The organism is Methylomonas paludis, assembly GCF_018734325.1.
Classification (GTDB): Bacteria; Pseudomonadota; Gammaproteobacteria; order Methylococcales; family Methylomonadaceae; genus Methylomonas; species Methylomonas paludis.
This window is the reverse complement of record NZ_CP073754.1, coordinates 166,915-181,017: the sequence shown is the minus strand read 5'-3', so window position 1 is coordinate 181,017 and position 14,103 is coordinate 166,915. Positions and strand designations below refer to the sequence as shown.

The window sequence follows — 14,103 nt, the reverse complement described above, 5'->3', positions numbered from 1 at the left end:
CGCTCTGATTATTTCTTAGCCATTTATCTGGAGCGTGTTATGAATAAAGATCAAATTAAAGGCCATATCGAAACCACGAAAGGCAAGGTGAAGGAAGTTGCCGGTATTATTCTGGAAGATAGTGATCTGGAACAGGAAGGGCATGTACAAAAACAGGTCGGCAAAGTTAAGTCTGTCGTGGGTGATATTAAACAGACCATTAAGGATGCACAATGAGTCGCCGTAGCCACTCATTTTGCAAACTAGCTAACAACTTGATTGTTAAGCCGACGGGAGAAGCACAATGTTAGAAACAATTGCAGCACTGTTAGTCATACTCTGGGTACTTGGCCTGGTGTCTTCCTACACTTTGGGCGGGTTTATTCATTTATTGCTGGTTATTGCCGTGATTATGGTGATTTTACGCATTATTCAAGGCCGCAGAGTTCTTTAGTTGCACAAGCAAATATGTCAGGTGTCAACAAGGTAATGCTTAGTCATTAGTTAAAAATGTGACTAACTTTTGGCGGATGGCTAGATATGAGGTTGAATATGAACACAATTAAGCTAGTGGCAATAGCGTTGATAATTATCGGTATCGCCGGCACGGTGTATGGCTCTTTTAACTATACCCGGGAAACTCAGGAGGCTAAACTGGGTGATTTAGAATTATCGGTTAAAGATACCCAAACCGTGAATATTCCGGTTTGGGCCAGTGTCGGGGTGATTGTGGCGGGTGCAGGGCTTTTACTGGTAGCAAGCAAACAAAGTTAAACGCGTTTGCAGTTGCGGGAATGCGCGTTCCAGGCTGGGTCGGAGTAGGGATTTTTACCTTGCTGTACGGCTGTGCTGGGCTGCCGCCGGGTGCTGATTTTGTAAAACCGGTAGCTTCGGCACTGCCTCATCCTGAGCTGACTCGTTTGGGCCAACAGTTCGCGGATACGGCACGAGCTCATCAGGGCAAGTCCGGTTTTCGGATGATTCTGGCCGGGGTTGACGGTTTTTTGTTGCGTATGCAAATGATTAACGCTGCCGAACGTAGTTTAGATTTGCAATTGGCGAATATCGCCGCACTTACCTCTGTGGCAAGCAGCCAGACTTTGCGCGATATTATTAACGGACGTTTAACCTTGATCTGGGCACACGGCCAGCTGTTGTCCGACAGTCCCGACAAAAACCAGGTGGAAAAAGGTGTTAGCGTAGGCCGGCTGATGAATCAGGCAGTCGCCAGTACTGCCCAGACAGTGAAGTCGGAATTGCTGATAATTACGCCGTATTTGATACCGGGATCTGAAGGTATGCCGTTATTTGCTGATTTACGCCAACACGCCGTGCGAATACGACTTTTGACCAATTCGCTGAACTCTTCAGAAATGCTGCTGGCACAATCAGCTTATATGCATTACCGTCAGGAAATGCTTGAACAAGGTGTGGAACTCTATGAGATTAAAGCATTTTTGGCAAATTCCCGAGGGAGTGGTCAAACGCCGGCGATTTCGCGCTACGGCAATTACTCACTGCACGCGAAATTGTTTGTTTTTGACCGGCAGAAGTTATTTATTGGTTCAATGAATTTTGATCAACGTTCTATGCATGTGAATACCGAGATTGGTTTGATTATTGATAGTCCGGCACTTGCCGAGCAAGTGGCTGCCCGCTTTGCGGCGATGGTGCAGCCGGGGAATTGCTATCAATTGGCTTTTCAGGCCAACAGGCTGGTGTGGCGAACAGCAGAAGCAGGCCAAGCCATTGAATATGAATGGGAACCAGCCCGCAGCGCCTGGCAGCGATTTGAGGTGAATTTGTTGTCGTTGATGCCTGTAGATGATGAGCTGTGAATAAATGTTCGAAAACGAACAGACAGGGTATCTTAATCAGCGTAATTACTAGCTTTGCACTTAAATATGATCAAGGTAATTACAATGAAATATTCGAAACTATTTATCGTGGCCGCTACTGGTTTGGCAATGACCGCTTGCATAACAACACCGCCAGGACCTCCTGGACCACAAGGCGCAACCGGAAACACCGGCAATACAGGCAACACTGGTTATACAGGCGCTAGCGGACGTACAGGGGCGACAGGTGCAACCGGAGATACGGGCGCTAGCGGCGGTGCCGGGGCAACGGGCGATACTGGCGCAACCGGAGACACAGGTGCCGCAGGAAGTACTGGTGCAAAAGGAGATACCGGTTCTAGAGGTAATACAGGTGCGAAAGGCAATGCAGATGGCACCAATATTGTTATCGTACCCAATCGCTAATTCTGCTTAATTCGATAACATCCGGCTAAGGGTTTACAAGGATGGTACTGCCGCCAGTTCCAAAGCCTGTTGGATTTCTGCTGCGCTATTGTAGAAGTGTGGGGAATAACGGATACCACCACCGCGCAATGCGCAGATCACTCCCTGTTTTTGCAAATGACTAAACAATGCCTGATTGGGGATATTGCGATTCTGAAAAGTAACGATACCGGATTTTAACTGGTGCTGGCGCGGCGAGATTAAGCGGGTATGGGGATGGGCGGTGATTGTGTCGCGCAGGTATTCGGCTTTTTCTATAATTAAGGATTCGACTTTGTCCATGCCGGTTTCCAGCAGCAGCGACAGGCTGGCCGATAAGGCATAGATACCCAAGGTGTTAGGGCTACCGCATTCGAAGCGACGCGAGCCGGGATGAATTTCCCACGCTTTGTTTTCGTAGTTGTGGGTATCTTTCATCATGTGCCAGCCGTACTGGGTGAGCTTGAGTTTGTCTCTGGCCTGGGGGGTGGTGTAAAAAACCCCCAGCCCTTCCGGGCCGAACAACCATTTGTGGCCGTCGGCCATGACAAAATCGGCCTGGTAAGCCTGGGCGTCAAATTGTACAGCCCCCAGACTTTGGATGGCATCGATGCAAAACAGAATCCCGCGCTGTTTACAGAATGCGCCGATTTGTTGCAGATCCAAACGCAACCCGGAGGCAAACTGGATGGAACTGACGGTTATTAAGCGGGTATGGCTGTCCACCAGGCTGAACAGGGCTTGTTCCGGCGTAGCGGCGCTATACAGGTCGGCCTGACGCAATGCTACACCTTGATCGGCCAATGATTGCCAGGGCAAACGGTTGGAGGGAAATTCTTCGTTACTGGAGACTATATTATCGCCGCTTTGCCAGGTCAAACCGTAAGCCACAAAGGACAAGGCTTCCGAGGTGTTTTTGACCAGGGCAATGTCGTCCGGGGAAGCGGCATTGAGTAATATTTGTAATTGTTTGCGTAATTCGGTTTCTTTTTTGAGCCAGTCCAGATAAAAACGTGAGCCGTATTGGCTGTTTTGCCGGGCAAAGTCGATCACGGCGTTGCTGGTGCGTTGCGGCCAGGGAGCGACAGCGGCGTGGTTGAGATAGATCAGTTCAGCAGATAAGGGAAATTCCGGATGTCTCATAATGTAAGCTCGGTTGGCTGGTCAACGTTAATACTATCCATTGTATAGGGTGGGCCGGCCCTACCCCGCTAGCGTTAATCAACAGGCCTCTGGTCAGGCAAACGCCGGGCGGTACTGAGCGCTGAAGTATCAGTTACCGCCTCCAGAGCCAGGCTCGCTCTATCGTTTAACTTAACAGCCCTGCTAACTGCTGGAGAGGCGGCAATATCATCATTTTAGCTAGTTGCAGTAATACCAGGGCCACTAAAGGCGATAGGTCGATGGCGCCTAAATCCGGCAAAATACGCCGGCAAATGCTTAACAGCGGTTCGGTAAGGCTATAGATTATACCTGCCACCGAACTGTAACTGGCAGGTGCAAACCAGCTGAGTATGGCGCCGGCAAAAATGGCGTAAACAAATACGTCCAGCAAGATTTTTAATAAATCGGCAAACGACAGTACCAACAGCGCCAAGATACTGATAGACAGGCCTTTAAGTGCCAGTATGGCATAATTGGCCAAAGTCTGCAGCAGGATAGCCAGCAGCAGGGATGAGGTATCGATACGACCGATGGCAGGCACAAATCGCCGCAATATCCGCAATGGCGGATGCGTAATCTTGACCAAAAATTGTGAGATTGGATTGTAAAAATCCGCGCGTATCCATTGCAATAAAAAGCGCAGCACAACCGCCAGTATATACAGTGACACAACGGTGTCTATCAGGAATACTAGCGGATCAGTCATGTAATTGGCACCCATTAGTCTGCTCCGAGTTGTTGGGACATTTCAATAGAACGGTCTCTGGCGGCATGTAAGGCTTTGCTCACCAGACTATGAAATCCATTTGCCTGGAAAGTTTCAATGGATTTTTGGGTGGTACCGCCCGGTGAAGTCACTCTTTCCCGAAGTTTAGCGGGGGATTCGGCGGATTCCAGGGCAATTTTGGCTGCCCCCAATGCGGTTTGCTGTATTAATAGCCGGGCGGCATTTTCGTCCAGACCTAATTCCAGGGCCGCGCTTTCCATCGCTTCCATCAGTAGAAAAAAATAAGCCGGGCCACTGCCGGACACAGCGGTTACTGCATCCAGCTGGGCTTCGTCGGCCACCCATAAGGTCAGGCCGACAGCACGCAGAATATTTTCTGCCAAATCCTGTTGCGGGCCAGTGACATTAGGATTGGCATGCAGGGCGGTAGCGCCGGTTAACACCAGCGCCGGGGTATTGGGCATGCAACGCACGATGGCTACCTGATGACCCAGCCATTTTGCTAAACTGGTTTGGTTGATGCCGGCAGCGATTGAAACGACCAATAGTTGTTTTCGGCAAATATCGGCGGCCAGTTGCAAGCTGATTTCCCGCAATATTTGCGGTTTGACGGCCAGCACCACCACATCTACGGCGGCAATAATTGCCTGATTGTCGGTACTGGTATTGACGTGCAAATGTTCTGCATGTGATTGCAACACCGCCTGATTGGTGTCAGAAACCCAAATTTGTTGCGGCGCGTAACCACTGGCAATCAGACCTCTGATCAGGCTACTCGCCATATTGCCGCCGCCTATAAAGCCTATTGTTCTGGTTTTCATTGCTTGGTAAACATTATTGTCATAGAGATGAAAAGGTTTAGAACGGGTATTTTATACCAATCGCCTCGCAAATTTCGGTGACATTTATTCGCTGGCTGCCGGATTGCCCATAATGTGGCGTGGCCGCATGCCCAATACAAACAAAGCCAGAATATAAATCAGGATTGCTGTCACCACCACCAACCCCAGATGCAGGCTGCGTTGGGAAACTCCCCAACTCAGCCAGGCGCTGACATCGACAAAATAGCCTAAAAATATCCCCATCACGGCAGAAGCCAGCACAATTCTGAACAGAAACACTCCCCAACCGGTGCAAGGCTGGTAGATTTTGTCCTTCAGCAGGGTGAGCAGCAATAAGCCGGCATTGAGATAGGCCGACAGGGTTGTGGCCAAAGCCGGACCGGCATGGGCTAGCGGTATGAACAGCAGGGCATTAAGAATCAGATTGCTGTAAATAGCATACATGCCGAAACGCGCCGGGGTTTTGGTGTCCAACCGGGAGGTAAAGCCGGGGACTAATACTTTAATCAGAATAAACGCCAACAGCCCAGAGGCAAAAGCCATCAGACTTTTGGCGGTCATTTCGACATCGTGGGCATCGAATTCGTTGTATTGAAAGAAGGTGGACAGCAATGGCTCGGACATCTGGGTCAAGCCCAGAGTGGCGGGCAAACCGATCAGTATTACCAGCTTTAATCCCCAATCCAGGGCCTTAGAAAAGTTTAGCGTATCTGCAGCAGCATGAGTATTGGCCAGACTGGGCAAAATGACGGTAGAGACGGCCACGCCGAATATGCCTATGGGGAATTCTACCAAGCGATCGGAATAATACAGCCAGGAGACGCTGCCGGAACTTAAAAATGAGGCAAACAAAGTGTCTATCAGCAAGTTTATCTGGACCACAGACACACCGAAAATGGCCGGCAGCATGGCACTGAACATGCGTTTGACGGCAACATCGTTTAAACCCCAACGTAGCTTGGGCATAAGACCTAGTTGCAGCAAAGCCGGAATTTGAAATAATAATTGCAGGAGTCCGGCGGCAAACACCCCCCAGGCCAGTGCCAATATGGGCTCGTCCATCATGGGCGAAATCCAGACGGCGGCAATGATCATGGCAATATTTAAAAATACCGGGGTTATGGCGGGTACTGCAAATTTGCCGTGAGCATTTAAAATTCCCCCGGACAAACCGGTTAGAAAGATGAATAACAGATAGGGAAAGGTAATTTTTAATAATTTGACCGCCAGATCAAATTGACCGCCTTCCCAATAAAAACCCGGGGCAAACACTATGATCAGTAAAGGCGCGGCTATAATGCCGACCACGGTCACGCCCAACTGTATTACCGCCAGGGTACCGGCCGTTTTATCGACAAATTCTTTTAGCGCCGTGCGGTTGCCGGTTTTAATAAAATCGGTGATGGCCGGCACGAATGCATGGGCAAACGCCCCTTCGGCAAATAAGCGTCTTAAAAAATTGGGGATTTTGAAGGCGACGAAAAATGCATCTGTAGCGGCATTGACCCCAAAAATATTGGCGAACAGCATGTCACGAATAAAGCCCGTAATGCGGGAAACCATCGTCATGCCGCCGACAATAGCAGTTGATTTGAATAGTTGTTTACTCAAGGACGACCTATAGAACAAAAAATTTAAGCTTGGCGAGTTGACAATCATAGCATCTAAAATGATAATAGCTGGTCTAATTATTCACTAACACTATTGATAGACTATGGCTAATTCACCACAAGCTAAAAAAAGAGCGCGCCAGGCTGAGCAAAGCCGTATTCGCAATGCCGGACAGCGCAGCAACTTACGTACTTTTATTAAAAAAGTAATCGCTGCCGTCAGAGCAGGCGATAAAGAGCAAGCTCAAGTCGCGTTTAAAACCGCCGTGCCAATTATTGATTCAGCTGTTAACAAGGGCTTAATTCACAAGAATAAAGCCGCTCGCAGCAAAAGCAGACTGAACAACAGACTGCGCGCAATGGCTTAATAGTCATTACCGACTCAATTTAAAAAGGCTGGGGCATTTTAGAATGCTCCGGCCTTTTTTATGGCTGCTATTTGCCACACCCTCTAGCTGTGCGGATGAAAATGGCTGTGAGCATGGGAATGATGGCTATGCTGAACCGAAGCCAGTTTTACCGGGACTAAATTAACTACGCTATGCCTGACCCCGGTTTCTGCGGAGAGCATATCGGTAAAGCGCCGGATTTGCTGGGTTAAACCTTTAAGGAACAGGGTTTCCAGGCAATCATCATGATCGAGATGCACATGAGTCGCCGTGACAACTAAATCATGGGCCTCGTGTTGAAGATTGGCAAGGCGTTCGGCGAGATTGCGTTCGTGGTGATTGTAAACATAGGAGATGGTGGCCACGCTATAGATGGCCTGATCGTGCACCAATCTCTTGGTTTCGATTTCCTTTCTGAGTAAATCCCGCACAGCTTCCGAGCGGTTGGAATAGCCGCGTGCCTGTATCCATAGATCAAATTCAGTCGCTAGCTCATCGCTTAATGAGATTGTAAAACGTTCCAAATCGGCCTCAGTTTTTATCTGGAATTGATGTCGGCTTTAATTTGCTGCCGGATAATTATATGAAAATTTTGATATTCATAATACATTTTCTCGCTACTTTGAGCAGGACTTTGATTTTATCTGCGCGATGAGGCTGCTTGACCTAAAATACCCGGCTAATTCGAAAACACCCAAACCTCACTATTTATGAAGAATGCCGAGCTGGTGAAACGCGACCTTGCTGTCCTCTGGCATCCGTGCAGCCAGATGAAAGATCACGATCCGGAACTGGCTGAATCACTGGCTATGATACCGATAAAATCTGGCGCCGGAGTATGGCTGGAAGATTTTGAAGGTAAGCGCTATCTGGATGCGATCAGTTCCTGGTGGGTCAATTTGTTTGGTCATAGCCACCCCTGGATCAATCAGGCTATCAAAGCTCAATTGGATCGGCTGGAGCATGTGATGCTGGGCGGACTGACACATGAATCGGCGCTACTGTTGGCTGAGAAGCTGGTGGAGATTACTCCGCCGGGTCTGGATAAGTGTTTTTATGCCGACAATGGTTCAGCCGCTGTGGAAGTAGCACTGAAAATGAGTTTTCATTATTGGCGTAATTCCGGGCAGAGTCAAAAAACCAAGTTTATTACCCTGGAAAACAGTTATCACGGCGAGACACTGGGCGCACTGGCAGTAGGGGCTGTGGATTTATACAAAAATACCTATGCGCCTTTATTAATGGAGGTGATTACGGTACCTGGGCCGGACTGTTTTTTTAGGGAAAGCGGGGAAAGCTGGGAGGCTTATTCGCTGCGTCGCTTTGCCGAAATGGAGCAAGTACTGGCTCAACATGCCGAATCGGTTTGCGCGGTGATTATTGAACCGCTGGTGCAATGCGCTGGATCTATGCGCATGTATCACCCGATTTATCTAAAGCTATTACGGGCCGCCTGTGACAAATACCAGGTACATTTGATTGCTGATGAAATTGCGGTAGGATTTGGCCGCACCGGCACTCTGTTTGCGTGTGAGCAAGCCGCTATCAGCCCTGATTTTATGTGTTTGTCCAAAGGCCTGACTGGAGGCTACCTGCCCTTATCGGCAGTCATGACCAGCAACCAGATTTATGCGGCTTTTTATGATGACTATCAAAATCTCAGTGCGTTTTTGCACTCGCATAGCTATACCGGAAATGCCTTGGGCTGCCGGGCAGCGCTGGCGACTATCGAACTGTTTCAGCAACAGGATGTGCTTGCCGCTAACCGAGGTTTGGCGGCACAAATGGCGCAGGCGACGGCTGGTTTTGCGGAACATCCGCACATTGCCGAAGTCAGACAAACCGGCATGATAGTGGCAATAGAGCTGATACAGGACAAAGCCGGACGGGTGGCATACCCCTGGCAGCAGCGGCGCGGCTTACAGGTTTATAAATATGCCTTACAACACGGGGTGCTGCTGCGGCCTTTGGGAAATGTGATCTATTTTATGCCGCCTTATGTAATTAACGAAGAGGAGATTGCCTTGATGACGGAAGTGGCCTGGCAGGGTATACAATTAGCGGTGCGTGACTGATGCGGGTGTCGCGTATTTATGTCAATGCCGCTTTAAATCGCGGGCAGTTACTGACCCTGGATGACGCTGCCGCTCATTATGTACGCAGCGTGCTGCGCCTGAAACAGGATCAGGTTCTGGTGTTGTTTAATGGCCAGGGCGGGGAATATATTTGCCGATTAAGCGAAGTCAGCCGTAAACAGGTTTGTGCAAGTATTGATGAGCAGGTGCAGCGTGATGTGGAATCACCGCTAAAGGTGCGGCTGGGCATGGGGATTTCCCGAGGTGACCGCATGGACTGGGCAATACAGAAAGCGGTGGAACTGGGTGTTAATCATATAACACCGTTGATCACTGAACGCTGTGTGATCAAATTCAATGACGACAAAAAACACCAGCGTCGGCAGCACTGGCAACATATTATCCAACATGCTGCCGAACAATCCGGCCGCTGCCATTTGGCAGAGCTTGGCGAGATTAATGCTTTACCTGACTGGGTAGGCAAGCAACAGGACTTGAAGATATTTCTGGATCCTTATGCTGAACACAGTCTGGCTGATTTAAAGAATGAACATGGTTTATTGACACTATTGTCCGGGCCAGAAGGTGGTTTTAGCCAGCTGGAACGCCAGTGTGCCCTGACCGCCGGTTTTACTCCGGTACGCATGGGCAGCAGAATTTTACGTACCGAAACAGCGGTGCTGGCAGCTTTGGCGGCTGTACAAACCCTATGGGGAGATTTTAATTGACTAGAATAATATATGCGATCATGCCGCTGGCATGGTTGGCCGGTTTGATTGTTTGTGCCTGTGTGTTGAGTTACGGCATTCTGCAGCTCAGTGGTGAGTTTGTGAGCCTGGATAAGGTTATCAGTAAAGCCACCCAGTTCTTGCTGATTATCAGTATTTTTCCGTTGAAAAAGCTGTTAGGCCTGAGTTGGCGCTCATTAGGCTTTGCCGAGCGCAACGTGTTTTTTAAACAGGTTTATCAGGGTATGCTGCTGGCTTTAATAACACTGCTGCCGGTGCTGATGGCGTTGTATATTTTGCACGTACATGTGTTTGACGATACCCGGCTGTGGACGGCGGCTAAATTTGCAGAAAAAATCGGCTTAGGCTTATTACTGGCCTTATTGATTGCCCTGTTTGAGGAAATTTTGTTCCGGGGAGTGTTGCTGACCAGTTTACGTCAAAAAATGGGGGCAGTGGCAGCAATCGGCATTAGTTCGTTTTATTATGCGGCCCTGCATTTTTTGAAAAGCAGCTCGACTATTGCCTATGCCGATATGACACCGGCATCGGGCTTTAAATTGATGGCAGAGGCGTTTGGCAACTGGTTGAATCCGGCTATTTTCAGTGCCTGGCTAGCCTTGTTTGTGGTCGGAGTGTTTTTGGCGGTGCTGCGCAGCCGTATCCCACACAGCATAGGTTTATGTATAGGCTGTCATTGCGGCTGGGTCTGGCAGATCAAGCTCAGCAAAGATTTGTTTAATGTTAACCCCAATGCCGACTATTTGTATCTGGTCAGCAATTATGACGGGGTGGTGGGACCTTTGGTCGCCGGCTGGCTGGCAATGGCTATTGTGCTGTTCTGGTTGATCAGCAAACATTATAGCGGCATGAATTTTAGCGCGGCGGCGGTCGCCGAGATAACGCACTAGTGGTTGACCATCATTACTTTGACGGAAGCGCCAAATAGATGTGCCGACTCTGAAGGCGCATCCTACGCCTTTTTCGTCACTATAACATTGGCGTAATACTAGCCATCACTCTGGTTTTGAATAATCGTACGCTCAATCTTTAAATCCAGCCGCATAGGCACCATGCTGGAGCGCCTGAAACCATGCCGGCTGTAAAAGCGCTGTGCCGCTTGGTTAGTCTGGTCGGTCAGCAGGGTAATGCGTTTACAGCCTTGCAGCTGAGCGGTCAAAATAGCTTGTTTTAATAAGGCTGAACCTACCCCGGCCATGCGTTGATCCGGCTTGACCACCATATCTTCAAGTATGGCTACCCGCTCACCCAGGGCGGTTGACACGGTATAAAGCAGATTCACCATACCCACCACCTGCCGCTGGTAACGCGCCAGCAAAATACAACCGACTTCAGGTTTGGCAATAATCTGGGCCAAGCCCCGGCTTTGGGCCTGATAATCAGGCTGAAACTCGGCTTCCTGACTAAACAGCACACTGAGCAGTTCGCAAAGCGCCGGGATATCGGCAGGTGAGGCTGTGGTGATTAGCATTTTGGCACCCAAAAAATATGATGAAACACTTTAGTATGACTTGACTGGATTTGGCAACTGTGGCTCTTCAGGTCGCACACCGCCTATTCATTGATTTACCAAAATCCTTCAAATCCGATTGGTATAAATTAGGCCAGCGTTGAACCTGTTAGGGTAATACCGGCAACTCAACTTACCGGCCCAGTAAATTCTGGCGCGTCGATTGCTTAAATCTGTTTAGGTATTTAAACCGGGGTGTTGTTAAAAAAGCCGATGGTTTTTGCACCAAAATAATACAAAGCCGCACCATAAAAGCAACACAGCAAGGATGTAAACAGTATGTCTACACATTCGATTTGGTCACATTACCGAGCCGACAAGGCTTACGACGAAATGATAGATGCGGGGGGCAAACCTCGCGAAACCTGCGCCAATTTGAGCCAGTATTTACAATCTTTGGGCACCGAAGCCATTAAGGGCCGACTTTCCGCTGCCGAAGCCGCCATCCTGGAAATGGGTATTACTTTTACGGTTTACAGCGAAAAAGGTAATATTGATAGGGCTTGGCCGTTTGACATTATCCCCAGACTGATTGATTTTCAGGAATGGATGTCTATTGAAGCCGGCCTGAAACAACGCCTGAAAGCACTGAACTGCTTTATTAATGATGTGTATAACGAACAGGCCATCATTAAGGATGGTCTGGTACCGGCTGATTTGATCGAAAGTTCCGGAAATTTCCGCCCGGAATGTATTGGCATCCAGCCCAAGTATGGTGCCTGGGCCAATATCTGCGGCAGTGATCTGGTGCGCGCCGGCGATGGCGTGGTGTATGTACTGGAAGATAATTTGCGGGTGCCTTCCGGGGTGTCGTATATGATAGAAAACCGGGTGATTACCAAACGTATTTTTCCGGAATTACTGCACAATTTAAATATTATGCCGGTGGATGATTATCCGGCACAGTTGTTTGAGATGCTGACTTCGCTGGCAGCTGACCCGGTTAGCCAACCGCAAATTGCGGTGCTGACACCAGGCATTTATAACTCGGCTTATTTTGAACACGCTTTCCTGGCCCAACAAATGGGTGCCACACTGGTAGAAGGCGGGGATTTGCTGGTAAAAAATGATGATTGTGTTTATATGCGCACCATTAAGGGCCTGGAAAAAGTGGATGTGATTTACCGGCGTATTGATGATTTATTCCTGGATCCGGAGGTGTTTAATTCTGATTCGATATTAGGGGTAAAAGGTTTGATACGCGCCTGGAAAGCCGGCAATGTGGCGCTGGCCAATGCGCCGGGAGCCGGGGTAGCCGACGATAAGGTGGTGTATGCCTATGTGCCGGCCATGATCCGTTATTATCTGAATGAAGAGCCGATATTGCCAAATGTACCCACTTATTTATGTAGCGACCCGGAGCAATGCGCTTATGTGCTGGAACATTTGGAAGAACTGGTGGTAAAACCGGCTAACGAATCCGGCGGCTATGGGATGCTGGTGGGCCCCCACGCCACCGGTAAGGAGATTAAGCAATTTCATAAATTGATCAAGAAAAACCCGCGCAATTATATAGCCCAGCCCACACTGGCCTTATCAACCTGCCCTACTCTGTGCAATGACAAACTGGAACCGCGTCACATTGATTTGCGACCGTTTATTCTGCAAGGCGAAAATGGTTTTGTGACTGCGGGTGGCTTGACTCGCGTCGCTTTGAAGGCCGGCTCACTGGTGGTGAATTCTTCCCAGGGCGGCGGCAGCAAAGACACCTGGATTATAAATAGGGAACAATAATATGTTATCGCGATCTGCAGAACGTCTGTACTGGCTGGCCCGGTATCTGGAACGTACCGAAAATACCGCGCGGCTCATCAGTTCTACCATGAATTTGATTTATGATCTGCCGTTCGGCGTGGAAATGGGCTGGCAAAATTTATTACAAATCTGCGCAGTGGAAGCGGCTTTTCATCAAAGCCATAAAAATTCGAGTGAACAAAATATTATCAAGTTTTTGGTCGCTGACCTGGATAACCCCAGCTCGCTGTTATCCTCTCTGTGCTTTGCGCGGGAAAATATCCGCACCAGCCGGGAATTAATGCCGGATGAGGCCTGGGAGCAGGTGAATGAAATGTATCTGTATGCCCATAAAAATCTGGAGTTGTTGAACAGCCGCCGCGGCCGGGTGGTGTTTTTACAGGAAATTCTACGCGGCTGTCAGCGCTTTACCGGTTTTGTATCCGGGGCGATGAGTCGGAGCGACAGTTATCGGTTTATCTGCATAGGTCGGCACATTGAACGCGCCGATATGACCACTCGGATTCTGGATTTTAATAGCGTGTTGCTGGCGGAAAATCGCAGCCATAAAATGCGCGAGTATGAGTCTATTCTCTGGGTTAATCTGTTGAAGTCCTTAAGCGCCTTGCTGATGTATCGTCAGCACGTGCGGCAACGGATACGCGGCGAAGATGTGCTGAGCTTTTTGCTGAAAAGCCCGGACTTTCCCGGCGCTGTGCATTATTGCCTGCTGGAAATCGATGCCTGTATTAAAAAATTGCCCAATGCTGAAGTTTTGCATGAGCCTTTGGCCAAACTGGAGCAACAAATTTTGGATATACATCTGGAAAACGCTGCACCGCTGGATTTACACGAAATCCTGGACAGCTTGCAATCCGAGTTTAACCAGTTGCATCAGTTGATTGTGGAGACCTGGTTTTATAATAGGAACGCGGTTGAAGGGTAATTTTTTGTAATTATTCAGCGTAATCTTGGATGACTCTTTAATAGTTCATTTTGGGTTGAAGCGGGACAGGACATAGTTGAATCCCGCTGACCTTGG

The 14,103-nt window shown here is 48.9% G+C and carries 16 protein-coding genes; 10 read left to right on the top strand and 6 right to left on the bottom strand.

Annotated features, from left to right (window positions below; all coding sequences use genetic code 11):
• Window positions 1-39: 39 nt before the first annotated feature.
• The 4 genes from KEF85_RS00845 (at window position 40) to KEF85_RS00830 (ending at window position 1,817) form a co-directional block, all read left to right on the top strand.
• A complete protein-coding gene (locus KEF85_RS00845) occupies window positions 40-216 on the top strand; it encodes a CsbD family protein (RefSeq protein WP_215582655.1) in 177 nt (58 codons plus the stop codon).
• Window positions 217-283: 67 nt separating this feature from the next.
• Window positions 284-433 (top strand): lmo0937 family membrane protein, encoded by a 150-nt coding sequence (locus tag KEF85_RS00840; RefSeq protein WP_215582654.1) that lies wholly within the window; start codon window positions 284-286, stop codon window positions 431-433.
• 98 nt (window positions 434-531) lie between these two features.
• Window positions 532-753, top strand: a complete 222-nt coding sequence (locus KEF85_RS00835) for a hypothetical protein (protein ID WP_215582653.1) — start codon at window positions 532-534, stop codon at window positions 751-753.
• Window positions 754-773: 20 nt separating this feature from the next.
• On the top strand, window positions 774-1,817 hold the full coding sequence (locus KEF85_RS00830; protein WP_215582651.1) for a phospholipase D-like domain-containing protein: 1,044 nt from the start codon (window positions 774-776) through the stop codon (window positions 1,815-1,817).
• A 459-nt stretch (window positions 1,818-2,276) separates the two neighbouring features.
• On the opposite strand, the gene KEF85_RS00825 is transcribed toward KEF85_RS00830, so the two are convergent.
• The 4 genes from KEF85_RS00825 to murJ all read right to left on the bottom strand — a co-directional run bounded on the left by KEF85_RS00825 (window position 2,277) and on the right by murJ (window position 6,605).
• The gene (locus tag KEF85_RS00825) at window positions 2,277-3,404 is read right to left on the bottom strand and encodes an aminotransferase class V-fold PLP-dependent enzyme (RefSeq protein WP_215582649.1); all 1,128 of its coding nucleotides are present in this window, start codon (window positions 3,402-3,404) and stop codon (window positions 2,277-2,279) included.
• A gap of 166 nt (window positions 3,405-3,570) precedes the next feature.
• Window positions 3,571-4,146, bottom strand: coding sequence for a YggT family protein (locus tag KEF85_RS00820; protein ID WP_215582646.1), 576 nt, complete (start codon window positions 4,144-4,146; stop codon window positions 3,571-3,573).
• Window positions 4,146-4,973: a pyrroline-5-carboxylate reductase gene (gene proC, locus KEF85_RS00815; RefSeq protein WP_215582644.1), complete on the bottom strand. Its 828-nt coding sequence runs from the start codon at window positions 4,971-4,973 to the stop codon at window positions 4,146-4,148. Before proC ends, KEF85_RS00820 begins: the two co-directional genes overlap by 1 nt.
• 84 nt (window positions 4,974-5,057) lie before the next feature.
• On the bottom strand, window positions 5,058-6,605 hold the full coding sequence (gene murJ / locus KEF85_RS00810; protein WP_215582642.1) for a murein biosynthesis integral membrane protein MurJ: 1,548 nt from the start codon (window positions 6,603-6,605) through the stop codon (window positions 5,058-5,060).
• A gap of 103 nt (window positions 6,606-6,708) precedes the next feature.
• Between murJ and rpsT the strand changes: the two genes are divergently transcribed.
• Complete coding sequence (gene rpsT / locus KEF85_RS00805) at window positions 6,709-6,972, top strand: 30S ribosomal protein S20 (RefSeq protein WP_215582641.1); 264 nt, start codon at window positions 6,709-6,711, stop codon at window positions 6,970-6,972.
• Between the two features lie 83 nt (window positions 6,973-7,055).
• Here rpsT and nikR read toward each other — a convergent pair whose 3' ends face one another.
• The gene (gene nikR, locus KEF85_RS00800; protein WP_215582640.1) at window positions 7,056-7,517 is read right to left on the bottom strand and encodes a nickel-responsive transcriptional regulator NikR; all 462 of its coding nucleotides are present in this window, start codon (window positions 7,515-7,517) and stop codon (window positions 7,056-7,058) included.
• Window positions 7,518-7,703: 186 nt separating this feature from the next.
• Between nikR and KEF85_RS00795 the strand changes: the two genes are divergently transcribed.
• Genes KEF85_RS00795 through KEF85_RS00785 form a run of 3 tightly spaced genes read left to right on the top strand, consistent with a single transcriptional unit; the run spans window position 7,704 to window position 10,707 of the window.
• Window positions 7,704-9,068: an adenosylmethionine--8-amino-7-oxononanoate transaminase gene (locus KEF85_RS00795; RefSeq protein ID WP_215582639.1), complete on the top strand. Its 1,365-nt coding sequence runs from the start codon at window positions 7,704-7,706 to the stop codon at window positions 9,066-9,068.
• Window positions 9,068-9,796, top strand: a complete 729-nt coding sequence (locus KEF85_RS00790) for a 16S rRNA (uracil(1498)-N(3))-methyltransferase (RefSeq protein ID WP_215582638.1) — start codon at window positions 9,068-9,070, stop codon at window positions 9,794-9,796. Before KEF85_RS00795 ends, KEF85_RS00790 begins: the two co-directional genes overlap by 1 nt.
• On the top strand, window positions 9,793-10,707 hold the full coding sequence (locus KEF85_RS00785; RefSeq protein WP_246535003.1) for a type II CAAX endopeptidase family protein: 915 nt from the start codon (window positions 9,793-9,795) through the stop codon (window positions 10,705-10,707). Before KEF85_RS00790 ends, KEF85_RS00785 begins: the two co-directional genes overlap by 4 nt.
• Window positions 10,708-10,805: 98 nt before the next feature.
• Here KEF85_RS00785 and KEF85_RS00780 read toward each other — a convergent pair whose 3' ends face one another.
• Entirely contained in the window at window positions 10,806-11,288 is a 483-nt protein-coding gene (locus KEF85_RS00780) for a GNAT family N-acetyltransferase (protein WP_215582637.1), read from the bottom strand.
• A gap of 318 nt (window positions 11,289-11,606) precedes the next feature.
• On the opposite strand from KEF85_RS00780, the gene KEF85_RS00775 reads away from it, so the two are divergent.
• Both KEF85_RS00775 and KEF85_RS00770 read left to right on the top strand, forming a co-directional pair.
• Window positions 11,607-13,061 (top strand): circularly permuted type 2 ATP-grasp protein, encoded by a 1,455-nt coding sequence (locus KEF85_RS00775; protein ID WP_215582636.1) that lies wholly within the window; start codon window positions 11,607-11,609, stop codon window positions 13,059-13,061.
• A gap of 1 nt (window position 13,062) precedes the next feature.
• On the top strand, window positions 13,063-14,007 hold the full coding sequence (locus KEF85_RS00770) for an alpha-E domain-containing protein (protein WP_215582634.1): 945 nt from the start codon (window positions 13,063-13,065) through the stop codon (window positions 14,005-14,007).
• Window positions 14,008-14,103: the final 96 nt, after the last annotated feature.